We start from the raw sequence: 21,048 nt of genomic DNA, 5'->3' as shown, positions 1-21,048 counted from the left end.
CGCGTCCGGAAGGTCGGCAGAGGCGATGTCGGGAAAACGCACAAATATATATGCCGCGGTTGCCTGCGGCCTCAGCCGATGTGGACCATACCCGATTGAAGCTTAAGAGCAAGGACGGGAATTAACAAAAACCGTTCTGCTTCAATAATTGATAGGCCTGGATGACGGCGCGGAAACGCTCTTCCGAACCGCGATCGCCGCCATTCGCATCGGGGTGATGCTTCTTGACCAGTTCCTTGTACTTGCTCTTGATCTCCGCCGAGGTGGCGTTGGCTGCAAGTCCCATCGTGTCGAAAGCCTTGGCTTCCAGCGATTTCAGCTTGCGGGCCTGCGGGAAACGCGGGCCGCTGCCCTTGCCGCCACCTTCCTTCACAAAACCGAACGGATCACGCACGCGCGAATAGGCGCCGGAGCGAACTTCGGCATGCAGCGGGCTGTTCTTGGCATCCTTGTTGACGCCGACCGTCCAGGTGGGGCGGTGACCGGTGATCGCCTCCTTCTGGTAGCGTGCGATCTCGCCGTCCGAGAGGCCGGAGAAATAATTGTATCCCTTGTTGTAGTCCTTGACGTGCTCGAAGCAGAACAAAAAGAACTGGCCTTCCGCATTGCGTCCCACAGGAGCGCGATGCGTACCTTTTTTGTCGCAGCCATCCCACTGACAGCTTGGAGGCGCCTGTTCGGGCTCCTGCTCTCGCCTGCGGCGCGTTCGGATGCGATCGAAATATTTGGAATCAAGTCTCATGGCGGCGCTAATTATGGGGCTGCTGACTGCTGACAACAAGAATTGACAAACGGGAATGTTGCTGGCTTGGTGGGAACCTTTTTCGTGAACTCAGAAGACCCGGCAATGACACTCCAGACCAGCATCGAAGAGAAGCTCAAGGCGACCTTCGCACCCGAACGCCTCTCCGTCATCAACGAGAGCCATCTGCACGCCGGCCACCAGCCGGACATGACGGGTACCGGCGAGACGCATATGCGCGTTCGCATCGTCTCTGCAAAATTCGTCGGCATGTCCCGGCTGCAACGGCATAGGGCGATCACCGACCTCTTGAAGCCCGAGCTGGATGCCGGGCTTCACGCGTTGGCCGTCGAGCCGGCAGCGCCAGGCGAACCGACGCGCTGGTAGTGCTTGCTTCACGCAATTCCGGACGCAAAACCGCTGCGCGCTTTTGCTGGAGTTGCTCTAGCGGATAATAAGCGCCGTCGCGTAGAGCCCGAAACCGAAGACGGTATGGGCGAGCAGATTGAGCACCCGGACCTTCGTGGGGTTCGACGTCTTCGAAGCCGCCCAGCCAAGCCCGAGACCCGGCTGCATCAGGAACCAGCCCGCACCGACGGTGACGATGCCGAGGATCCAGGCCGGCAGGAAAGTCGGCGCGGCAAACCAGGCCGGACCGACGAAGATCGCCAGCAGAATACCGTAGAGGATTCCGACCACGTAGTGGCCGATCCAGCCGAGCGCCAGCTCGTTGGCATAGGGCGCGGCATCAGTGATATTATCGTGAAAGACCTTGCCCTTGCCGAGGTGCCAGAACCAGCGGCCGGCCGGCGCCCAGTTCGGTGACGACGTCACCCCGAGCTTTGCGAGCAGGATCGCCCAGAGATCCATGAGGATGGTTGCCCCGATGCCGATGACGACGGAGCGCCAGATGATGTCGAACATGTCAGATCCTGCGGAATGAGCCGGCATCAGGAGATTTCCTTGCCGGCATGAAGGCTATAATCAGACGGATTTCGTCTCGTCTTCCTCGGCGGGGCGGATACGCAGCTTGGTGATGCGGTTCTTTTCCCGCTTCATGACGACGAAGCGCTTGCCGTAAAAGGTGAAGGCCTGCCGCTCTTCGGGAATGGTCATCGATTCATGGATGACGAGGCCCGCGATCGTCGTCGCCTCCTCGTCCGGCAGGTTCCAGTCCAGCGCGCGGTTGAGATCCCGGATCGGCACGCCGCCATCGACGACGATGGAACCATCAGCCTCCTGTCGCACGCCCTGCATGTCGATATCGTGCTCGTCGGAGATATCGCCGACGATTTCCTCCAGAATGTCCTCGAGCGTCACGATGCCCTGCACCTCGCCATATTCGTCGACGACGACGGCGAAATGCTGCTTGCGGCGCAAGAAGGCATTGAGCTGGTCTTCGAGATTGGTACTGTCGGGCACGAACCAGGGCTTTTGGGCGATCTTCACGATATCGAGCTGCTGCGGCTCCATGTTCGGTTCGGCAAGCGCCCTGAGCAGATCCTTGGCGTGCACGACGCCGATGATGTTGTCGATCGTACCGCGCCACAGCGGCATGCGCGTATAAGGACTTTCGAGGATCGCCCGGACCACGGATTCCGGCGGATCGTCGGCATTAATCGCCCGCATCGCCATGCGGTGGACCATGATATCGGAAAGCTCGAGTTCGCCGAGATCGAGTACGCCCCCGAGACGGTCACGGTCGGCCTTGACGACAGACCCCTCGCGATGCAGCAGGTCGACGGCGCCGCGCAGCTCCTCATGGGCTGACAGCATCGACACTTCGCGCGAGAGGTTGATGCCGAAGAGGCCAAGGATCTGGCGCACGATCGCATTGACGAAAGAAGAGAGTGGACCGACCACGGCGACGAAGATCCGCGTCGGTATTGCAACATTGAGCGCAAAACGCTCCGGCGTCGAGATCGCCCAGCTCTTCGGCAGAACCTCCGCGAAGATGACGAGGATGATGGTCATGGCAAGCGTTGCCAGTGCCACGCCGGAATTGCCGAAGATCCCCAGAAATACGCTTGTCGCCAGCGACGACGACAGGATGTTGGCGAGATTGTTGCCGATCAGCAGCGCACCGATCAGCCGGTCACGACGCTCGATGAGGGTTCTGACGAGACCGGCACGCTCATCGCCATTGGCTTCCAGCGTATGGATCCGGCTTCTCGAAACGGCGGTCAGCGCGGTTTCCGATCCCGAAAAGAAGGCAGACATCAATACCAGGGCCACGATCGAAAGGATCTCCGGCCAGTAGACCGACAAAAACGCCAGGGTGCCCTCGACTGACATCAGGGATGTTTTTCCTTCAGAAAGCTGATGACTTCGGAAGCCGGCACGTCATCGGCGACGAATGACTGGCCGATGCCGCGGGTGAGGATGAAGGTAAGCTTGCCGCCCTTGACCTTCTTGTCCTGCGCGATCGCATCCATCAGCACTTCGGCCGGCGGCAGGGTGCCCGGAATTTCCGACATGCGGGTCGGCAGGCCGACAGCCTTTAGATGCGCCTCGACGCGGCGGGCATCATCGGGGCTTGCGAGATTCATGCGTGCCGAAAATTCATGCGCCAGCACCATGCCGATCGAAACGCCTTCGCCATGCACGAGGCGGCTGCTGTCATAGGCGGTCGCAGCCTCCAGCGCGTGGCCGAACGTATGCCCGAGATTGAGCAAAGCCCGCTGGCCATTTTCATGTTCATCGGCAACGACAACATCCGCCTTGGCCTGGCAGCTCACGGCAATCGCCTCGATCCGCTCGGAACCGCCGGCAAAGACCGCCTGCCAGTTTTTCTCCAGCCAGGCGAAGAAATCCGGCTTGTCGATCAACCCGTATTTGGCGACCTCGGCATAGCCTGCGCGGAACTCACGCTCGCTCAGCGAATTGAGCACATCCGTATCGGCGAGAACCAGATTCGGCTGATGGAAGACCCCGACGAGATTCTTGCCGTGGCGGCTATTGATGCCGGTCTTGCCGCCGACGGAAGAATCCACCTGAGCGAGCAGCGAGGTTGGTATCTGTACGAAGCGCACGCCGCGCCTGACGATGCCGGCCGCAAAACCCGTGAGGTCGCCGATGACGCCGCCACCGAGCGCGATAACATAGTCATTGCGTTCGACACGCGCTTCCAGAACCTTGTCGCAGACATTGATCAGATGCTCGAAGCTCTTGGTCTTTTCTCCGGCCGGCAGCACGACAGCTGCCGAAACGATGCCGACGGCATCAAGGCTTGCCTTCAATGCATCGAGATAAAGCGGTGCCACATGCTCGTCGGTGATGATGGCCGCCTTGCGACCCTTGATCCGCGAGGCAATCTCGGAGCCTGCGCTTGCGATCAGCCCTGGCCCGATCAGAATGTCATAAGCACGTTCGCCAAGCGGGACATGCACCTTGCGGACGGCGGAAGCGGAGGTGATCGCGTTCATGATACTGCACTTTCCTTCTGGGCCTCGACCACGGCTCTCAGCACTTCATCGGCCATGACTTCCTTGCGCACGTCGCGCGAAAGCACCGTAAGATCGGCCTCGGCATAAACGGGGTAGCGGGCATTCATCAGATTTTCGAGCGTCTGCTTCGGATTTTCTGTCTTCAGCAGCGGACGTGTATCGCGCTTGTTGACCCGGTCCCAGAGCACGTCGAGATCGGCCTTCAGCCAGACCGAAAGGCCGCCCTTCTTGATGTGCCTGCGCGTGCGGGCGTTGATGAAGGCGCCGCCGCCGGTAGAGACGACGCGCGGGCCGCCTTTCAGCAGGCGCTTCATCACCCGCGCTTCGAGCGCCCGAAACTCTTCTTCTCCATAGGCTGCGAAAAGCTCAGTGATCGTCATGCGCGAAACACGCTCGATCTCAATATCGCTGTCGATGAAGGGAATGCCGAGCTGGTGCGCAACGAGGCGGCCGACTGAGGATTTTCCGGCTCCCATAAGGCCGACGAGGATCAGATTGCGTGAACCGAGCGCGGCGCGAGCTCTGTCTCTCAGGCTGTCAGCAACGGAAACTGGCGGTTCACTCATCGGTCCATTCACACTTTGTTTGCAAACGGTATCGACAAATGCGGGTGTAGCGTCAAGTCGCGGGCAAGGGAATCATGGTCTCACTGCCGCTTCTTGCACTTGCAAACATGCTTCTTATAACAGAAGCAGAGTTCTAAGGAGTAGCCGGATGCCGAGCCTGATCCGTTTCCTGTCCGTCTTGGCGGTCATCGCCGGACTGATCTATGGAGCGATGTGGGCGCTCGTCACCTTCGTCGAACCGCAAGAGCGGGACGTGACGATCCGCATCCCCTCCGAGCGGGTAAACCCGCCCTCGACAGGCACGATCAACACGACGAAGAAGTGACGCGATGAAGGATCTCGGCCGCGTCCATGTGGAATCATTCCTGGAAATGATGAGTGCCGAGCGGGGTGCTGCGGTCAATACGCTGCAATCCTACGAACGCGATCTGGACGACTTGCGCTCCTTCCTCCACGGCCGCAGCATCCGCCTGACGGAGGCGGCTTCAGGCGATCTCGGCGCTTATCTCGCCTCGCTATCCGCACAGGGTTTCAAGCCTTCATCGCAGGCCCGTCGCCTTGCCGCCATGCGCCAGTTCTACAAATTCCTCTATGCCGAGGGCCTGCGCACCGACGATCCGACCGGCATTCTTGATGCGCCGAAGAAAGGTCGGGCGCTTCCGAAAACCATGGGCGTCGGGGAGGTAACGAAGCTGCTCTCGCAGGCGGAAGCCGAAGCCGCCGACCCAGCCCCCGGCCAGCTTCATCGCCTGCGCATGCTGGCGCTGCTGGAACTGCTCTACGCCACCGGCATGCGCGTCAGCGAACTCGTCTCGCTTCCCGCCCGCGTTCTCGATCAGGAGGGCCGCTTTCTGATGATCCGCGGCAAGGGCAACAAGGAGCGGCTGGTGCCCCTTTCCCAATCAGCCATTGCCGCGCTGAAAGCCTACGGCCGCATGCTGGCGTCTGAAAACGCCGCATCAAAACAGCCCCAGGAGAGCCCCTGGCTCTTCCCGGCCGCCTCGAAAGAGGGATACTTGCCGCGCCAGGTTTTCGCCCGCGATCTCAAGAATCTGGCAATCCGAGCCGGCCTCACACCGTCGATGATTTCGCCGCACGTCATGCGACACGCCTTCGCGAGCCACCTTCTGGCCAATGGCGCGGACCTGCGCGTGGTGCAGGAACTCCTCGGTCATTCGGACATTTCGACGACACAAATCTATACGCATGTTCTGGAAGAACGGCTCCAGCAGCTCGTCCATACGCACCACCCCCTTGCAAAACAGGCGAAAAAGCACGAATAGGACCGGCGACAAGGGACGGAACCAGGAAACTGTCCCGCGCACAAGGAACGGAAACGCACCTCATGCACAACTATCTCGACTTCGAAAAGCCGATCTCCGACCTCGAAGGTAAGATCATCGAGCTTAAGAAGCTGGCGACGGAAGACGAAAGCATCGACACCTCCGACGAAGTCGGCAGGCTCGAAGTCCGCGTCCGCGAGGCGATCGTCGAGATCTATTCGAAGCTCAACGCCTGGCAGAAGACGCAGGTCGCGCGCCATCCGCAGCGTCCGCATTTCGTCGATTATGCCAAGACGCTCTTCCAGGAATTCACGCCGCTTGCCGGCGACCGCAAATTTTCCGAGGATGCCGCCATCCAGGCCGGTCTTGCCCGTTTCCGTGGCCAGCCGGTCGCCGTCATCGGCCAGGAAAAGGGCAATGACACCAAGAGCCGCCTGAAGCATAATTTCGGCAGCGCCCGTCCTGAAGGTTATCGCAAGGCGATCCGCATCCTCGAAATGGCGGATCGTTTTCAGCTTCCCGTCATTACTCTCGTCGATACCGCAGGCGCCTATCCGGGTGTCGGCGCCGAAGAGCGCGGTCAGGCCGAGGCCATCGCCCGCTCGACCGAGATGTGCCTCGGCGTCAAGGTGCCGCTGATCTCGATCGTCATCGGCGAAGGCGGCTCGGGCGGCGCGATCGCGATTGCCACCGGCAACCGCGTCTACATGCTCGAACATTCGATCTACAGCGTCATCTCACCGGAAGGTGCCGCCTCGATCCTCTGGCGCGATTCCACCCGCGCCAAGGAAGCTGCGACCAACATGAAGATCACGGCGGAGGACTTGAAGGCGCTCGGCGTTATCGATGGCATCATTCCCGAGCCGCTCGGCGGCGCACACCGTGATCCCGACAGCGTCATCGCCGCCACCGGCGATATGATCTCCAATGCGCTGGCCGAAATGGCTTCCCGCTCCGGCGAACAGTTGCGCAACGACCGCCGCCAGAAGTTCCTCGCCATGGGCCGCAATCTGTAAGTTCCAAAGGGCAGCACAGCCGATTGGGGCCAAATCTTGGCCACAATAATGTTATCTGTAACATTGCGCTTGCAGGACACGTCCGCGCAAGTCATAGGCTGGTAAGGATTTATCAAGTATAAGCCGCCTATGATTCCGCGCTACGCCCGGTTTCCGTAAGCGGGTTGGGTCGCATTATTGATGGGCTGATTGAATGCGCATACGTCATTTTGCCTATGTTTCACTCATGGCGCTGGCTCTGACCGGCTGCAATGACGCATTGGAATCGGCTCAAGGCATCGACCTTTCGACCGTCAAGAACAAGGTGGAGCAGCCGCTTCCCGCCCGCATCCTTGCCGACATGTCGGCCAAGGGCATGGACCGCAACTCGCCGATCATGATCCGCATCTTTAAGGAAGAAGGTGCGCTGGAAGTCTGGAAGGCGAAGACGGACAACCGGTTTGAGAAGATCGCCGGCTACAAGATCTGCGCCTGGTCCGGCAAGCTCGGCCCGAAGGTCAAAACCGGCGACCGGCAGGCGCCGGAAGGCTTCTACAACCTGAGCCGCGCCAATCTGAACCCCAATTCCAAATATTATCTGGCGATCAATACCGGTTTCCCGAACCGGTATGATGCCGTCAACGGCCGCACCGGCAGCGACCTGATGATCCACGGTGCCTGCTCATCGTCCGGCTGCTATTCGATGACCGATCAGCAGGTTCTGGAAATCTACGCCTTTGCCCGTGACGCCTTCAAGGGCGGCCAGGAAAGCGTCCAGCTTCAGGCCTTCCCCTTCCGCATGACGGCCGAGAACATGGTCAAACATCGTCTGGATACGAATTATGATTTCTGGAAGATGCTGAAGGTCGGCTACGACAATTTCGAAGTCACCAAGCGCCCGCCGGAAGTGAATGTCTGCGAGAAGAAATACGTCTTCAACCAGCAGGCCACGAACGGCGGCAGCTTCAATCCGGCCGGCGCCTGCCCGGCCATGTCTACGCCGCCGGCGCTGACGGCAGCGCTCGCCTCCTACGGCAAGACCTATGATGCCGATTATCAGACGGCGCTGAAGAAATATGACGGACTTGCCTGGTACGACCCGACGGAAGCAGAACGTAAGGCTGTGGTCGCCAAGCAGCGCAAGGGTCGTGAACTCGCCTATGCTCCGACGGGCACGTCGCTTGAGGCCGGCCGCATGGTCAAGATTGCCGAACTCGAAGACATGATGGCCAATCAGGCCGCAAAGAGCGTGGCTGCAAAGACTGCAGCTGCTGCTACGCCGACGACGCAGGCTCAGGCCACGACCGTTGCCGCAGCGCTGCCAGCCAATATTCCCGTGCCAATGCAGAACCCGCTGGCCTATGCCGCACCTGAGCCGGCACCGCAGGAAACCGCAGACGCCACCAAGAAGCCGTTCTGGAAGTTCTGGGCCAGGAACTGATCGGCTTGGACGCCGTTCTCTACGATCTGCGCGGGCTGAAATGCCCGCTTCCCGTCATCAAGACGCGCAAGAAGCTGACTGCCATGCCGAGCGGTGCGATGATCCTCGTCGACACCAGCGATCCGCTTGCCGTCATCGACATCCCGCATTTCTGCAATGAAGACGGCCATGAGCTTGTCAGCACGGAAAAGACCGAGCGCGGCCACCGTTTCCTGATCCGTAAGGGATGATCGTCAGATCCGCATGCCCGGAATGGCGAGCGGATTGTCGCTGAGGGCTGCCCGATCCGGCGCATCGATCCGCGGTTTGTCGAGGAAGGCGTCGAAGAGATCCTTCACGAAAGCCTCCGGCAGATCCTTGGTGATCAGCACCATGCGCGTGCGCCGGTCTTCGGGGTTTGGCCAAGCCGCAAGCCGCACCGGCGGGTGGAAGATGCTCTGGACGCCATGCAGCACCAGCGGCCGCTCCGGCCGGTCCGATGTGGCGATAATCGCCTTCATGCGCAGAAGCTTTTCCCCATGCGCAGAACGCAAGAGATCGATGAACATTTCGAGCGCCATCGGATCGATCGCCTTCTCCTCGATGATCGAGAAGGAGCGGATCGACGCATCGTGACGATTGACGTCGTGCGGGTCCTGATCGTGGCCATGACCATGATGATGATGATGGTGGTGATGACCGTGATCGTGATCGTGATCGTGCCCATGGTCGTGATGATGATGCCCCTCGTGCTCATGCTCGTCTTCATCATGCAGCCATCGGCGGACATCGGCGATCTTTGTGCCGGGATCATAAAGCCCGTTGACGAAAATACGCGCTGAGCCTGCCTCATCACTGTCGGCATCCATGATGGCGGCGCGTGGATTGAGGCCATGCAGACGTGCCATCAGCGCATCCGGGTCGCCGGCTATGCTCTGTTTCGAAACGATCAGCCGATCGGCAACAGCCGCCTGCTTGCGCGCCTCCTCGTGATTATCGAGCGTCTGCAGGCCGTTGACGGCATCGACGACGGTGACGACGCCATCGAGCTCGAAATTCTGCGCAACAACAGGATTGCCCATGATCGCCTGCATGACGGGAGCCGGATCGGCAAGGCCGGTGGTCTCGATGACCACGCGCTTGACCGGCTTCACACGGCCCGTCTGCACGGCATCCATGAGGTTCGCCAGCGTATCGACCAGTTCCCCGCGCACAGTGCAGCAGAGGCAGCCATCGGAGAGCTCGATAATGGAATCGCCGGAGCTTTCGACCAGCAGATGGTCGATGCCGACATCGCCGAATTCATTGATGATGACGGCCGCATCCTTCATGGCAGGATCTTTGAGGATACGGTTCAGAAGCGTCGATTTTCCGGCGCCGAGGAAGCCGGTCAGGATGGTGACCGGGATCTTGTCGCTAAACGTGCTCATGTTTCTTCCTTAGAAGGATTTCGGCCGCGGGAGCGGCACCGGCACATTGGCAAGCGCCTCGACCGCGTCGCCCTTGGCGATCTTGTCGTTCTGCGCGACCGGCTGCGGATCCTGCCCCGGAATGAGGCCGGCGAACACGAATTGCGGCTCGTGATCCATCTCGTGAATATAGGGCGACTGCACCTTCATGCGGCCAACCTCGTCACGCGTTTCGCTGCGCACTTTCGCGCCCTTGGCGCTGCAGATATCGGCCGTGATGTCATTCACCTGGTCCTGCCCCGGACCGTAGGGCCTCAGCGAACCCAGTGTATCATTTGCCACAAACTGCGTGGTGAAGCCCTTCTGCAGTAGATTGGCGGTGGCGTCGGCGCGGGCCGCCAGGCTGTCGGTACCGAGCACGACGGAAACCAGCGTGCGGCCGCTGCGTGTCGCCGAACCGATCTGGTTGAAGCCCGAAGCGCAGATGAAGCCGGTCTTCATGCCGTCGGCGCCGGCAAAACGACCGATCAGCATGTTGATGTTCGGAACGTTCTGCTTGCCGGTCGTAAAACCTTCCAGCGAGAAATAGCCGGCATATTGCGGGAAGTCGCGGCGCAGCGCCACCGACAGGATCGCGAGGTCGCGAGCCGTCGTATACTGCCCCTTGCCCGGCAGGCCGTTCGGATTGATGAAATGCGAATCCGACATGCCGAGCTTCGCCGCTTCGGCATTCATGCGCACGACGAAAGCCTCCTGCGTGCCGCTGACCGCTTCGGCGACGGCGACCGCGATATCGTTCGCCGACTTCACCATCAGGATCTTGAGCGCGCTGTCGAGGGTGAATTTCTGGCCTGGCTTGAAGCCCATCTTGGCTGGCGGTTCGGCGGCTGCCCGCTTGCTCATGACAACGGGCGTGTCGAGGCTGATCTGGCCGGAGCGGATCGCATCAAACACCGTATAAACGGTCATGAGTTTGGTGAGTGAAGCCGGATACCACTTGCGGAAAGCTTCCTCATGCTCCAGCACCCGTCCGGTCTGCACGTCGACGAGGATATGCGGATTGGCCTGAGCAAGTGTAACGGACGAGACAAGAACCGCTGTTGCTGTCGCTATAAAAGAAAACGGCCGCAAAGCGGCGAACAAACGATCGTGGCGCGTCGACAAGTGCTCGTCCTTCAGGGAATTATCTCGAAACCTTCCCCTATTTACCCTATATGGCTATGACATGGCAAAGGTCATTGACTAAGTTATTTCCAAGGCATCACGCCCTTGTGATGCTTTCAGACAGGCCCCACGCATTTCATTCACAGGAACCCAAGAATGCCGATTCTGAATAGAGCCGCCGAACTTCAGGATGAAGTCGCAGAGTGGCGCCGCCACATCCATGCGCGGCCGGAACTTCTCTTCGCAGTCGAAAATACGGCCGCCTTCGTTGCTGAAAAGCTTAAGGAATTCGGCGTCGACGAAATTGTCACCGGTATCGGTCGCACCGGCGTCGTCGGCGTCATCAAGGGCAAGGGCGAAGGCAGCCGCACGGTGGGCCTGCGCGCCGATATGGATGCCCTGCCGCTCACCGAAATCACCGGCAAACCCTGGGCATCGAAAACACCCGGCAAGATGCACGCCTGCGGTCATGACGGCCATACTGCCATGCTGCTGGGTGCCGCGAAATATCTCGCAGAGACGCGCAACTTCAATGGCAATGTCGCGGTGATCTTCCAGCCGGCCGAAGAAGGCGGCGGCGGCGGCAATCTGATGGTCAAGGACGGCATGATGGAGCGCTTCGGCATCGAAGAGGTCTACGGCATGCACAATCTGCCGGGCCTGCCCGTCGGTCAGTTCGCCACCCGCAAAGGCCCTATCATGGCGGCGACCGATGAGTTCACCGTCACCATCAAGGGCCGCGGCGGCCATGCGGCGCAGCCGCACCGTACGATCGACCCGATCGCCATCGGCGCGCAGATCGTCGCCAACCTGCAGCTGATTGCCTCGCGCAGCGTCAATCCGCTCCGCTCGGTCGTGGTCTCCGTCACCAAGTTCAATGCCGGCTTCGCCCACAACGTCATCCCCAATGACGCAACCTTCGCCGGCACGATCCGCACGCTGGATGACGAGGTGCGCGCCCAGGCCGAAGCACGCCTGCGCGAAGTCGTGGAAGGCATCTGCGCCGCCCATGGTGCGGCAGCCGACATCAACTTCCACCGCAACTACCCCGTCACCTTCAATCATGCGGATGAAACGGAACATGCCGTCGCCATCGCTAGCGACATTGCCGGCGAAGCCAACGTCAATCCCGAGGTCGATCCGATGATGGGCGGCGAGGATTTCTCCTACATGCTGAATGCCCGCCCTGGCGCCTTCATCTTCATCGGCAACGGCGACACCGCCGGCCTCCATAATCCCGCCTATGACTTCAACGACGAGGCCATCGCCCACGGCATTTCCTACTGGGTGCGCCTTGCCGAACAGCGCCTCGGCGCTTGAAACGAAACGACATTGGAAACACTGAAAAGGCTTGGCTTCCTTCCAAGCCTTTTGTATGCATGGCAACGGAGTGGTCCCGTAGCTCAGCAGGATAGAGCACCAGATTCCTAATCTGGGGGTCACGCGTTCGAATCGCGTCGGGATCACCATTCTCTCATCGATAACCAGGTCGCCACTGCACGGCGCGTTTTGCGCCTATCCCGAACAGTACCGCGACGATCCAGCCGCCGATGAAGCCAATTGCCGCCCAGGCGAGACCGGGGAAGCTGACGGGGACTCCAAGCACGAAGTCGTGCCATGTATTGGCAAGGATCCCTTCATCGGCATTACGCATGAGAACGAAGGGCCTTGCGACCGGCGCCGTACTACCGAGATCCGATTGCTGGGTGACGAGGCGCTCATAGCGCTCCAGCGTACTGCGCATCGAAAGGCCGCGATCGCGCAGGAAATCGTCGGGAGAACGGGCATAGACATCGAGCGCCTGCTGACGATCGAGATGATGGTCGGCGGCCTGTTTCGTGAAGTCGTCCACGATGACCTTGAGCTCGTCGATCGCCCCACCGATGCGCTGGCGATATTGCTGCGCGAATTCCGGCGCCTGCGAGAAAAGCGTGCCGCCGGCAAGTCCAACCGCAAGTGTGACGGCCCTTCCGATCTGTCCCATGACGATGTCTCCGGCTGTTCCGACATGAGAACGATTTCAGGCGGGCAAAGGTTGCCACTGACACAATTGGTAACGCTATGTGATTGAACTGATTGCGCTTCGTTCGAGTTGATCACCCGACCAACTCAGAAAGAGAGGCTTGTCATGAAGAATATTATCATCGCTTCCGCATTTGCTGCGGCTACGATTCTCGCCACTGCTCTGCCCTCGCAGGCGGCCAGCGTAACCATCACAACTGACAATGATGGATACGGATATCACCGCATGGTGGACCGTCCTTACTATCGCCATCGCCTGCCGCCGCGCCGTGTTTCGCATGACTGTTATACCCGCACGGAACGCTTCCATAGCCACGGCGAAACCGTGATCAAGAAGACCCGTGTCTGCCGCTAAGACAGGAAGATCCCGGCTGGAGGCCCAGCCGGGGTCATCTGTTCTGAAGCATGAGGAACTTCGGAATTTTTCCCGCGTTTACCGGCAAAACAGGAGTATCCGTCATGCGTATTCGAATGACCCTGCTTGCAATTGGCGGCGCAATCGCCTGCGGTCTGCTCATCGCCATCAGCTACCAGCCGCAAGGCCCGGTCACCACACATAAGACCGATCGGCTCGTCGGTGAAAAGGCGCCTGCTGGCTTCCTGACCGAGCGGTTCGGCTGATCAGCTGAGCGACGGCTTGCGTGCCAAGACGTGGAAATATTCCTCGTTCGCCGGCATTTCGCCATCGAGGGGGCGACCATCGACCGAAAAGAGTAACGGCTCGCCGGTAAAACCGCTTTCTGTGAGTTGTGAGCGCAGCTGGCCGGGTGTCGTGGCGTAGACCATGATGCCGAAATCATGGGCGCGATGCAGCAGGATTGCATGTTCGCCATCCCGCTCCTCCAGCGGCGCGAAACGGCACTCCCGCACCATTCCCATCGCGTGCTTGAGGAGCCGGAAACTCAGCTTCACCGGGTGATTGGACCAGACGATCGAGGAGCGGGCACGGTTTTGGCCAAAACCGTGCCAGTTGCGATTGAAGGTCGAAAAGGCAAAGGTGCCGCCGGCCTTCAACACGCGCGAGACTTCACGCAGGACCGATTTGCGTCCATCGGCATCGACGGAGTCGATGCCGTTATAGCTGAAAACGACGAGATCGAAGGAGCCATTGGCAAAGGCCGAAAGATCACGTGCGTCCATATTTTCGAAGCAAAGACCCAGGTGGTTGGAGCGCGCAAGCGTTACCATCTCGGGCGTATAGTCGATGCCGACATAGTTGGCGGCCTCCCTGGCGAGAAGCGCAGCCGTGCGACCGCCGCCGATGCCTATATCGAGGACGCTGCCTCCCCTGGAATTCGCAAGGCCAATGCCGAGCACCACGCGCTCGCCTTCATTGATGAAACCGCTGCTATTGCGATAGTCGCGCCGGGAGAGCGGACTGCTCCATGTCCGACGATTGATCATTTCCATCTGATGCATCGAAATACCTGACTTTCCGGGGCTGTGGAATAGGTCAAACCTAGGTCAGGGGACGGTGCGGATAAACTTACAGAAAGTTAATATTTGGTTAATAGTTAATGTCGAACATTAACTATCGGGTCCGCAAGCAAAATACGGTTTCGAACCGTATGCACGCCTTCAACAGTTCTTGCGACGACTGTTGCCCGCTCGATTTCATCAACCGTACCGACGCGTCCGCTCAAAACGATCTCGTCGCCTTCGGCCGTAACCTCGACATCGGATGCATCGATACCGCCAGCAACGGCCAGTGCATTGGCGACCGCAGATTCCAGCGTCGCGCGGTTGGCATATTCAGCCTCGGCTTCGGGCAGATGACCGTGAAATGTCTGTTCCTTGAAGACCATCGTTCTGTCCTCCTTGGTGATTAGGAAGAAACGCGGCTGACAAGGCTTTGGTTTCGCCTACCAGCGAAGCTGATAGTTCAAATTGACATTCCCCGTCCGCCCCGTCGAAAGCGGATCGGACACGGACGCGCTGAGTCCGAGATTGGGCAGGATGTTCTGGCTGACGGCAACGGTGCTGGAAAAGTCGCCATTGACATTACCGATGCTGCTGCCCGCGGAAATCGATGTGCCAGTCCATGGATAGATAAGCTTCACCGCCTGGGAGGCCGACACCGTTGCCTGCCGCGCATCGACGGCGTTGTAACCGAGGCTCACCGCGCGTGTCGTCTGCATGTCGAGCGAATCGGAAAGTATCCAGCTTCGCGAGCGGCTGAGCATAAGCGCGCCGCTGCCGCGTAAAGTATCGACCTGCAGCGTCACATCCTGCTGCGCACGGCTGGCCGGCGTAACACTTACCTTCTGCAGCTTCCCCCAGAGCATCGCCTGGCCGGAATCCGGCAGCGGTGCCCCGCTCTTGTTCGAGGCGAGCGCGAGATCGGCGCCGGCGCTCGTCTCCCATTCCATCGGCAGGCGAAACCCGACCGTCGTTTTGTAGGAACGAGTGGACACCTTCACCGGCGACCAGATCACCAGATCATCCGCAAATACCGGATTGGCCAGAGGCAGAAGGGCAAAAACAAAGCATGCAATCTTTATTTTCGTCATAATATCGCATCGTTTTGAACTAGCACGCCAATCGCGCACCGATAGGCGCAAAGCGGACGTGGAGCGCTCGCGTCGAACGCAATGAAGGACGGTGCAGACACGCAATCCCGGTTCAGTCTTCGATTTTTGTTTGGCCGCGGCCAATGGCATTAAATTGCCGGTCGCTCGTCGGACGCATCAACGCCCAGCGGATTTGCCTTTTTCGACCGTAACCGGCCGCAGCAGATGATCATCCCCGTGAGGACCGTTATCAGGATCACATCATGGCGGACCTATGTAAACCCCTCTGGAGTTGAAATTTGCTGCACCGCACACTTGCTGCCTCCCGCGATCCCCTGTAGAGCCGATGCCGAATATGCAATTTCTTGCGAAATCGACGATGATGACGAGCAAAATCGCGCCTCGGCGCCTCAGTATCTTCGGTTCGACAGGCTCGATCGGCCAAAATACGCTCAATGTCATCGATCATCTGGGCGGCCGGGATAATTTCGAAATTTCCGTCCTGACCGGCAACGGCAATGTGGAATTGCTGGCGCAGCAGGCAAAATCGTCAGGCGCGCAGCTGGCCGTCATCGCCAATGACCGGCATTACGAATCGCTGAAGAGCGAGCTTTCGGGCAGCGGCATCGCAGTCGCTGCCGGCAAATCCGGCCTGATGGAGGCAGCAGACCGCGAGGCGGACTGGGTGATGGCAGCCATCGTCGGCACGGCCGGCCTTGCTCCTACGCTTGCGGCGGCACGCCGCGGCGCCGATATCGCGCTCGCCAACAAGGAATGTCTTGTTTCGGCAGGTGATCTCTTCATCGAGGCGGTGAAGAACGGCGGCGGCAAGCTGTTACCTGTCGACAGCGAACACAATGCGATTTTCCAGGTGCTGGAGGAAAACCAGCGCCATGCCGTGGAACGTATCATCCTGACGGCATCAGGCGGTCCCTTCCGCACATCCTCGCTGGAGGAGATGGCCAACGTCACAGTGGAGACCGCACGCGCCCATCCGAGATGGTCGATGGGCCTGAAGATTTCCATCGATAGTGCGTCGCTGTTCAACAAAGCGCTGGAGATGATCGAGGCGAAGCACCTTTTCGGTCTGCGCCCCGAGCAGGTGGAGGTGATCGTCCATCCGCAGTCGGTTATCCATTCGATGGTCGGCTATACGGATGGTTCGGTGCTGGCGCAGCTCGGCGCACCGGATATGCGCACCGCAATCGGCTACGCCCTTTCCCATCCGCGCCGGGCGAACCTGCCGATCGAGCGGCTGGATTTCGCCAAGCTCGCGCGGCTGGACTTCGAGGCTCCGGATGAAAAACGTTTCCCTGCCCTGCGGCTTGCCCGTCTGGCGATGACGCGCGGCGGCGTCCAGGGTGCAGTGCTGAACGGCGCCAAGGAAGTGGCGCTCGAAGCCTTCATCGAGGGCCGCCTGCCCTTCCTCGCCATGGCCGAGATCACCGAAAAAGTGATGGACGATCTCATCGATCTGCCAGCGGCGGCAACGATGGATGATGTCTTCGCCGCAGACAAGGAAGCCCGGCAGCGGGCTGCCGGGCTCATCCGATAAAGAAATTTTCCTGAAAAATCAGGCGCAGTGACGTCAGGCTACGTGACGGGCGAGCGCGCAGCGCGACCAGAGCGAATGCAGCGCGCCGACGAGATGTTCGATATCGGCGTCCGAATGCAGCGGTGTCGGCGTGATGCGCAGGCGCTCGGTCTTCTTCGGCACCGTCGGATAGTTGATCGGCTGCACATAGACCCCGAAATTGTCGAGTAGCAGATCCGAGATCCACTTGCACTTGGCGGCATCGCCGACCATGACCGGCACGATATGGCTCGGGTTCGGCATGTGCGGAATGCCCTGCTGGTCAAGCAGCGCGCGCAGCTTTCGCACGCGATCCTGATGGCGGGCTCGCTCGAAGGGGCTCGCCTTCAGATGCCGGATCGAAGCGATCGAGCCGGCAGCGAGGGCCGGCGGCAGCGACGTCGTGAAGATGAAGCCCGATGCAAAAGAACGGATGAAATCGCAGAGCGCCGTGGAAGCCGCGATATAACCGCCCATGACGCCAAAAGCCTTCGCAAGCGTGCCTTCGATGACGGTGATGCGATCCATCAGGCCTTCGCGCTCGGCAATGCCGCCGCCGCGCGGACCGTACATGCCGACGGCATGCACTTCGTCGAGATAAGTCATCGCGCCATACTTGTCTGCGAGATCGCAGATTTCCTTGATCGGCGCGATATCGCCATCCATCGAATAGACGGATTCGAAGGCGATGAGCTTCGGCGCCTTGGGATCGGCTGCAGCGAGCCTGGCTTCGAGGTCGGCCACGTCATTGTGCTTCCAGATGACCTTCTCGCACTTGGCGTAGCGGATGCCCTCGATCATCGAGGCATGGTTGAAAGCATCGGAGAAGATGATGAGGCCAGGGATCCTGGCGCCGAGCGTGCCGAGCGCTGCCCAGTTGGAAACATAGCCTGACGTGAAGGTCAGAGCGGCTTCCTTGCCGTGCAGATCAGCGAGCTCCTGTTCGAGCAGAACATGGTAGTGGTTGGTGCCAGAGATATTCCGGGTGCCTCCCGCACCCGCGCCACAGTGATCGATGGCTTCCTTCATCGCCTCGATCACCTTGGGGTGCTGGCCCATGCCGAGATAGTCGTTGGAGCACCAGACGGTCACTTCCTGTTCGCCATTTGCCGTGTGGCGGGTCGCACGCGGAAAGTTGCCGCGATGGCGCTCCAGATCGGCAAAAACGCGGTAACGGCCCTCAGTGTGAAGCCCGTCCAGCTCGCTTTTGAAAAACGCTTCGAAATCCATCATATGCTCCAGTTCGTACGGCTGTTTCTTGCTGAGACGGCAACCGGACGTCAACCCTTACGTCCCTGATTTAACATCAACTGCGGCAAAAGGCGCAGACTTTTGAATGATTCCAGATAAAAAATATGCGAGCCGTGATCGGGGAAATTGATCGACGTCAATTCCAGCGAAAAATTCGCTTTTAATCGTGGAAAGAAATCCACGCCTTACGAAAAAAGCTCGATGATGGTGGACAAGCCCTTCTTGCGACATAGTTTTCGGGCTAGCCTGAGAAAAAAACAGGTTAGGGACGACATCCGCCCGCTGGGGCGCCAAAAACCTCGGAGAGAAGAATGAAAAAAGTCCTCGTACTCGCGTTGATCGGCCTTTCGATCGCAAGCTGCACACCCACGCAACAAGGTGCCGGTATCGGCGCAGCGTCTGGTGCCGTTATCGGCGGCGTGGTCACCGGCGACGTGCGCGGCGCGGCAGTCGGTGCAGCAATCGGCGGCGTTTCAGGCGCGCTTATCGGCAGGGTCGCAGAGCAGCCCGGCCAATGCTATTACCGGGACCGGTATGGTCGCCGCTACATCGATGATTGCCGCTGAGATCTGCAATCAGAATAGGAAAAATGGAAATCCCGGACCCTCGTCCGGGATTTTTTTGTGCTAAATTAGTGCGCCAACAGTTTAAATTGGTACACGTGGCGCGATTTTGCCGCTAAGCTTGCTATCGGCTGGGCAACGCAGAGCTTCATTTTAATGTAACCAAAAAGCGGCGGATGCGGATTAGAGGGACGGGCCTGAGAACTGGTATTGCGTATCGAGCAGGCGCCATGGCGGTGGTCGCAGCGGCGACTGCATTTTCACCGGTCCTCGTGGGCAACGCTTACGCATTCAAGCTTTTCGGCATCACCATATTCGGCAAGGACGAGGACGAGAACCTGCAGGTGCCCGATCCTGTGCGCTATGATGTCGACCTCGAAACCGGGACAGCCGATAGCGACCTCAAGGAAGCGCTGGAGAACAGCTCTCGTCTCGTCGGCGATAAGAACCGTCCGGTTTCAGGCGATCTTGGCGTCGTCGTGAAAGCCCGCGACGACCGCGACAGGTTGATCGCCACACTCTTCGAAAAGGCGCGCTACGGCGGTGTGGTGACGATCACCATCGACGGCCGCAATATAGACGATCTGCCTCCTAACCCGACTTTCGATCGCTCAAAGCCCGTCCCGGTCAAAGTGGATATAGCCCCTGGCCCGGTCTTCACCGTGAATGAAGTACAGTTCGGCGGCGATGCCGCGCACCGCAATCCCGCCGATTACGATCTGGCACCTGGTGAGCAAGCCGGCTCGCTCGCCATCATCAAGGCCGGCGATACGATCGTCGACCAGTTGAAGAGCGAGGGAAGGCCTTTTGCCAAGCTCACCGAACGCCGCGTGGTTGCCGACCACAGCAGGAACACCGTCGATATCGTTCTCGCTGCCGAAGGTGGCCCGGTTGCTCCGATCGGCGAAGTCGGCGTGACTGGGGAGGAAAGGGTCAAGCCGGAATTCATCCAGCGCTATTCCCGCCTACAGAAGGGCGAGGCCTATTCGCCCGAGGCATTGAGAAAGGCAGGCGAGCGCCTGCGCGCACTTGGCGTGTTCTCCAGTGTGACGATCCACGAAGGCGACGCGCTGGCCTCCGATGGTACCTTGCCCATGACGATCGAGGTTTCCGAAGGTAAGCGGCGCTACCTCGGCATCGGCGCGCAATATTCGACGATCGACGGCTTCGGCGTCAACGGCTACTGGGGCCATCGCAACCTGTTCGGCGAGGCCGAATCGCTGCGCATCGAAGGCGCCGTCTCGCGTCTCGGCGAAGCGTCCGACCTCGGCGATCTCGATTACTCCGCCGGCATCCTCTTCACAAAACCGGGCTTCATCCACCCGTCCGCCACCTTGAAGGCCGGCATCGTCGCGAAGACGGAAAATCCGGATGCTTATAATGCGAAACTTATTACCGCTTCGCTCGGCATCTCCTATGAATTGACGGATCAGGACACCATCTCTGCAGCGGGCGAGGTGAGCTTCGAGAATGACGACGACGCTTTCGGCAACAACAACTATCTGACCTTCACGCTGCCGATCACCTATGATCGCGACGCCCGCGACGACAGATTCAATCCGACCAGCGGCTATCACGCCACGCTCTCGGCAAAGCCGGGCTATGAATTCTTCAACGGCACGATCTATTCAGCCTTCGAAGGCTCGATATCAGGCTATCTCGGTCTCGGCGCCGAAGACGGCATCGTGCTGGCCGCCAAGCTCGCGGCCGGCACGCTGATCGGCGGCGGCGGCGTTCAGGATATTCCGGCCACCCAGCGTTTCTTCGCCGGCGGCGGCGGTTCCGTGCGTGGTTACGGCTATCAGGAAATCTCGCCCTATAATGAAAACGACGAGGCCACCGGCGGTCGCTCCTATGTGACCGGCTCCTTCGAGACGCGTATCAGGATCACCGATACGATCGGTATCGTGCCCTTCATCGATGTCGGCACGGTTTCGGACAGCATTGCGCCTGATTTTTCCGATATCAGGGCCGGTGCGGGCGCCGGTATCCGCTATGCAACGCCTTTCGGCCCCCTTCGGCTTGATTTTGCCGTACCGCTGAACAAGTACGAAGGTGGGACGGATTATGGAATTTATGCCGGCATAGGCCAGTCGTTCTAAAG

General features: G+C 59.7%; 24 protein-coding genes and 1 tRNA gene. 13 read left to right on the top strand and 12 right to left on the bottom strand.

Translation table 11 applies throughout. The annotated features are described in order from the left end of the window. Window positions 1-121: 121 nt before the first annotated feature. Window positions 122-742, bottom strand: a complete 621-nt coding sequence (locus H4W29_RS11160; protein WP_007822228.1) for a J domain-containing protein — start codon at window positions 740-742, stop codon at window positions 122-124. 105 nt (window positions 743-847) lie between these two features. Here H4W29_RS11160 and H4W29_RS11155 point away from each other — a divergent pair, with 105 nt between their 5' ends. After that, the gene (locus H4W29_RS11155; protein WP_192728968.1) at window positions 848-1,129 is read left to right on the top strand and encodes a BolA family protein; all 282 of its coding nucleotides are present in this window, start codon (window positions 848-850) and stop codon (window positions 1,127-1,129) included. Between the two features lie 57 nt (window positions 1,130-1,186). On the opposite strand, the gene H4W29_RS11150 is transcribed toward H4W29_RS11155, so the two are convergent. Genes H4W29_RS11150 through H4W29_RS11135 form a run of 4 tightly spaced genes read right to left on the bottom strand, consistent with a single transcriptional unit; the run spans window position 1,187 to window position 4,754 of the window. Further along, window positions 1,187-1,666, bottom strand: a complete 480-nt coding sequence (locus tag H4W29_RS11150; protein ID WP_192730715.1) for a DUF2938 domain-containing protein — start codon at window positions 1,664-1,666, stop codon at window positions 1,187-1,189. 60 nt (window positions 1,667-1,726) lie between these two features. Then, complete coding sequence (locus H4W29_RS11145; protein ID WP_192728967.1) at window positions 1,727-3,037, bottom strand: HlyC/CorC family transporter; 1,311 nt, start codon at window positions 3,035-3,037, stop codon at window positions 1,727-1,729. After that, window positions 3,037-4,167: a 3-dehydroquinate synthase gene (aroB, locus tag H4W29_RS11140; RefSeq protein ID WP_192728966.1), complete on the bottom strand. Its 1,131-nt coding sequence runs from the start codon at window positions 4,165-4,167 to the stop codon at window positions 3,037-3,039. Before aroB ends, H4W29_RS11145 begins: the two co-directional genes overlap by 1 nt. After that, window positions 4,164-4,754: a shikimate kinase gene (locus H4W29_RS11135; RefSeq protein WP_192728965.1), complete on the bottom strand. Its 591-nt coding sequence runs from the start codon at window positions 4,752-4,754 to the stop codon at window positions 4,164-4,166. The genes aroB and H4W29_RS11135 overlap by 4 nt, the downstream gene beginning before the upstream one ends. A 148-nt stretch (window positions 4,755-4,902) precedes the next feature. Between H4W29_RS11135 and H4W29_RS11130 the strand changes: the two genes are divergently transcribed. The 5 genes from H4W29_RS11130 to H4W29_RS11110 all read left to right on the top strand — a co-directional run bounded on the left by H4W29_RS11130 (window position 4,903) and on the right by H4W29_RS11110 (window position 8,703). Beyond that, on the top strand, window positions 4,903-5,079 hold the full coding sequence (locus tag H4W29_RS11130; protein WP_007822234.1) for a hypothetical protein: 177 nt from the start codon (window positions 4,903-4,905) through the stop codon (window positions 5,077-5,079). A gap of 4 nt (window positions 5,080-5,083) precedes the next feature. Continuing rightward, complete coding sequence (xerD, locus tag H4W29_RS11125) at window positions 5,084-6,037, top strand: site-specific tyrosine recombinase XerD (protein ID WP_192728964.1); 954 nt, start codon at window positions 5,084-5,086, stop codon at window positions 6,035-6,037. Window positions 6,038-6,099: 62 nt separating this feature from the next. Further along, a complete protein-coding gene (locus H4W29_RS11120) occupies window positions 6,100-7,053 on the top strand; it encodes an acetyl-CoA carboxylase carboxyltransferase subunit alpha (RefSeq protein WP_007822237.1) in 954 nt (317 codons plus the stop codon). Window positions 7,054-7,246: 193 nt separating this feature from the next. Beyond that, a complete protein-coding gene (locus H4W29_RS11115) occupies window positions 7,247-8,473 on the top strand; it encodes a L,D-transpeptidase family protein (protein ID WP_192728963.1) in 1,227 nt (408 codons plus the stop codon). Between the two features lie 5 nt (window positions 8,474-8,478). Further along, complete coding sequence (locus H4W29_RS11110; protein ID WP_007822239.1) at window positions 8,479-8,703, top strand: sulfurtransferase TusA family protein; 225 nt, start codon at window positions 8,479-8,481, stop codon at window positions 8,701-8,703. Window positions 8,704-8,706: 3 nt separating this feature from the next. Here the strand turns inward: H4W29_RS11110 and H4W29_RS11105 are convergent, their stop codons facing one another. Together H4W29_RS11105 and H4W29_RS11100 are read right to left on the bottom strand one after the other, a co-directional pair. Continuing rightward, entirely contained in the window at window positions 8,707-9,882 is a 1,176-nt protein-coding gene (locus H4W29_RS11105; RefSeq protein ID WP_192728962.1) for a CobW family GTP-binding protein, read from the bottom strand. A 9-nt stretch (window positions 9,883-9,891) separates the two neighbouring features. Continuing rightward, window positions 9,892-11,025, bottom strand: coding sequence for a D-alanyl-D-alanine carboxypeptidase family protein (locus tag H4W29_RS11100; RefSeq protein ID WP_192728961.1), 1,134 nt, complete (start codon window positions 11,023-11,025; stop codon window positions 9,892-9,894). A 156-nt stretch (window positions 11,026-11,181) separates the two neighbouring features. On the opposite strand from H4W29_RS11100, the gene H4W29_RS11095 reads away from it, so the two are divergent. Both H4W29_RS11095 and H4W29_RS11090 read left to right on the top strand, forming a co-directional pair. Beyond that, window positions 11,182-12,345, top strand: a complete 1,164-nt coding sequence (locus tag H4W29_RS11095; protein ID WP_192728960.1) for a M20 aminoacylase family protein — start codon at window positions 11,182-11,184, stop codon at window positions 12,343-12,345. A gap of 72 nt (window positions 12,346-12,417) precedes the next feature. Beyond that, window positions 12,418-12,494, top strand: a tRNA-Arg gene (locus tag H4W29_RS11090). 5 nt (window positions 12,495-12,499) lie between these two features. Here the strand turns inward: H4W29_RS11090 and H4W29_RS11085 are convergent. Continuing rightward, window positions 12,500-13,009: a DUF2937 family protein gene (locus H4W29_RS11085; RefSeq protein ID WP_192728959.1), complete on the bottom strand. Its 510-nt coding sequence runs from the start codon at window positions 13,007-13,009 to the stop codon at window positions 12,500-12,502. 144 nt (window positions 13,010-13,153) lie between these two features. On the opposite strand from H4W29_RS11085, the gene H4W29_RS11080 reads away from it, so the two are divergent. After that, window positions 13,154-13,402, top strand: coding sequence for a hypothetical protein (locus tag H4W29_RS11080; RefSeq protein ID WP_192728958.1), 249 nt, complete (start codon window positions 13,154-13,156; stop codon window positions 13,400-13,402). Between the two features lie 104 nt (window positions 13,403-13,506). After that, window positions 13,507-13,668 carry a hypothetical protein gene (locus H4W29_RS11075; protein ID WP_007822250.1) on the top strand — a complete coding sequence of 54 codons (162 nt, stop codon included), beginning with the start codon at window positions 13,507-13,509 and terminating at the stop codon, window positions 13,666-13,668. On the opposite strand, the gene H4W29_RS11070 is transcribed toward H4W29_RS11075, so the two are convergent. The 3 genes from H4W29_RS11070 to H4W29_RS11060 form a co-directional block, all read right to left on the bottom strand. Next, a complete protein-coding gene (locus H4W29_RS11070) occupies window positions 13,669-14,457 on the bottom strand; it encodes a class I SAM-dependent methyltransferase (protein ID WP_246517166.1) in 789 nt (262 codons plus the stop codon). A gap of 104 nt (window positions 14,458-14,561) precedes the next feature. Continuing rightward, entirely contained in the window at window positions 14,562-14,852 is a 291-nt protein-coding gene (locus H4W29_RS11065; RefSeq protein WP_192728956.1) for a BON domain-containing protein, read from the bottom strand. 57 nt (window positions 14,853-14,909) lie between these two features. Next, a complete protein-coding gene (locus H4W29_RS11060) occupies window positions 14,910-15,557 on the bottom strand; it encodes a hypothetical protein (protein ID WP_192730714.1) in 648 nt (215 codons plus the stop codon). Between the two features lie 379 nt (window positions 15,558-15,936). On the opposite strand from H4W29_RS11060, the gene dxr reads away from it, so the two are divergent. Beyond that, the gene (gene dxr, locus H4W29_RS11055) at window positions 15,937-17,112 is read left to right on the top strand and encodes a 1-deoxy-D-xylulose-5-phosphate reductoisomerase (RefSeq protein WP_192728955.1); all 1,176 of its coding nucleotides are present in this window, start codon (window positions 15,937-15,939) and stop codon (window positions 17,110-17,112) included. 33 nt (window positions 17,113-17,145) lie between these two features. Here the strand turns inward: dxr and hemA are convergent, their stop codons facing one another. After that, window positions 17,146-18,360 carry a 5-aminolevulinate synthase gene (gene hemA / locus H4W29_RS11050; RefSeq protein WP_192728954.1) on the bottom strand — a complete coding sequence of 405 codons (1,215 nt, stop codon included), beginning with the start codon at window positions 18,358-18,360 and terminating at the stop codon, window positions 17,146-17,148. Window positions 18,361-18,692: 332 nt separating this feature from the next. Here hemA and H4W29_RS11045 point away from each other — a divergent pair, with 332 nt between their 5' ends. Next, window positions 18,693-18,947 (top strand): YMGG-like glycine zipper-containing protein, encoded by a 255-nt coding sequence (locus H4W29_RS11045; RefSeq protein ID WP_007822262.1) that lies wholly within the window; start codon window positions 18,693-18,695, stop codon window positions 18,945-18,947. 173 nt (window positions 18,948-19,120) lie between these two features. Beyond that, window positions 19,121-21,046: an autotransporter assembly complex protein TamA gene (locus H4W29_RS11040; protein ID WP_192728953.1), complete on the top strand. Its 1,926-nt coding sequence runs from the start codon at window positions 19,121-19,123 to the stop codon at window positions 21,044-21,046. Window positions 21,047-21,048 lie beyond the last annotated feature (2 nt).

The sequence above is a fragment of the Rhizobium viscosum genome (assembly GCF_014873945.1).
Taxonomy (GTDB): Bacteria; Pseudomonadota; Alphaproteobacteria; order Rhizobiales; family Rhizobiaceae; genus Rhizobium; species Rhizobium viscosum.
This window is presented reverse-complemented; position numbering and strand designations above follow the sequence as displayed.

Excerpts from the sequence above, each read along its gene's own strand:
- H4W29_RS11160 (WP_007822228.1), bottom strand. The coding sequence starts at position 742 with ATGAGACTTGATTCCAAATATTTCGATCGCATCCGAACGCGCCGCAGG.
- H4W29_RS11155 (WP_192728968.1), top strand. The coding sequence starts at position 848 with ATGACACTCCAGACCAGCATCGAAGAGAAGCTCAAGGCGACCTTCGCA.
- H4W29_RS11150 (WP_192730715.1), bottom strand. The coding sequence starts at position 1,666 with ATGTTCGACATCATCTGGCGCTCCGTCGTCATCGGCATCGGGGCAACC.
- H4W29_RS11145 (WP_192728967.1), bottom strand. The coding sequence starts at position 3,037 with ATGTCAGTCGAGGGCACCCTGGCGTTTTTGTCGGTCTACTGGCCGGAG.
- aroB (WP_192728966.1), bottom strand. The coding sequence starts at position 4,167 with ATGAACGCGATCACCTCCGCTTCCGCCGTCCGCAAGGTGCATGTCCCG.
- H4W29_RS11135 (WP_192728965.1), bottom strand. The coding sequence starts at position 4,754 with ATGAGTGAACCGCCAGTTTCCGTTGCTGACAGCCTGAGAGACAGAGCT.
- H4W29_RS11130 (WP_007822234.1), top strand. The coding sequence starts at position 4,903 with ATGCCGAGCCTGATCCGTTTCCTGTCCGTCTTGGCGGTCATCGCCGGA.
- xerD (WP_192728964.1), top strand. The coding sequence starts at position 5,084 with ATGAAGGATCTCGGCCGCGTCCATGTGGAATCATTCCTGGAAATGATG.
- H4W29_RS11120 (WP_007822237.1), top strand. The coding sequence starts at position 6,100 with ATGCACAACTATCTCGACTTCGAAAAGCCGATCTCCGACCTCGAAGGT.
- H4W29_RS11115 (WP_192728963.1), top strand. The coding sequence starts at position 7,247 with ATGCGCATACGTCATTTTGCCTATGTTTCACTCATGGCGCTGGCTCTG.
- H4W29_RS11105 (WP_192728962.1), bottom strand. The coding sequence starts at position 9,882 with ATGAGCACGTTTAGCGACAAGATCCCGGTCACCATCCTGACCGGCTTC.
- H4W29_RS11095 (WP_192728960.1), top strand. The coding sequence starts at position 11,182 with ATGCCGATTCTGAATAGAGCCGCCGAACTTCAGGATGAAGTCGCAGAG.
- H4W29_RS11085 (WP_192728959.1), bottom strand. The coding sequence starts at position 13,009 with ATGGGACAGATCGGAAGGGCCGTCACACTTGCGGTTGGACTTGCCGGC.
- H4W29_RS11080 (WP_192728958.1), top strand. The coding sequence starts at position 13,154 with ATGAAGAATATTATCATCGCTTCCGCATTTGCTGCGGCTACGATTCTC.
- H4W29_RS11075 (WP_007822250.1), top strand. The coding sequence starts at position 13,507 with ATGCGTATTCGAATGACCCTGCTTGCAATTGGCGGCGCAATCGCCTGC.
- H4W29_RS11070 (WP_246517166.1), bottom strand. The coding sequence starts at position 14,457 with ATGGAAATGATCAATCGTCGGACATGGAGCAGTCCGCTCTCCCGGCGC.
- H4W29_RS11065 (WP_192728956.1), bottom strand. The coding sequence starts at position 14,852 with ATGGTCTTCAAGGAACAGACATTTCACGGTCATCTGCCCGAAGCCGAG.
- H4W29_RS11060 (WP_192730714.1), bottom strand. The coding sequence starts at position 15,557 with ATGACGAAAATAAAGATTGCATGCTTTGTTTTTGCCCTTCTGCCTCTG.
- dxr (WP_192728955.1), top strand. The coding sequence starts at position 15,937 with ATGATGACGAGCAAAATCGCGCCTCGGCGCCTCAGTATCTTCGGTTCG.
- hemA (WP_192728954.1), bottom strand. The coding sequence starts at position 18,360 with ATGGATTTCGAAGCGTTTTTCAAAAGCGAGCTGGACGGGCTTCACACT.
- H4W29_RS11045 (WP_007822262.1), top strand. The coding sequence starts at position 18,693 with ATGAAAAAAGTCCTCGTACTCGCGTTGATCGGCCTTTCGATCGCAAGC.
- H4W29_RS11040 (WP_192728953.1), top strand. The coding sequence starts at position 19,121 with ATGCGGATTAGAGGGACGGGCCTGAGAACTGGTATTGCGTATCGAGCA.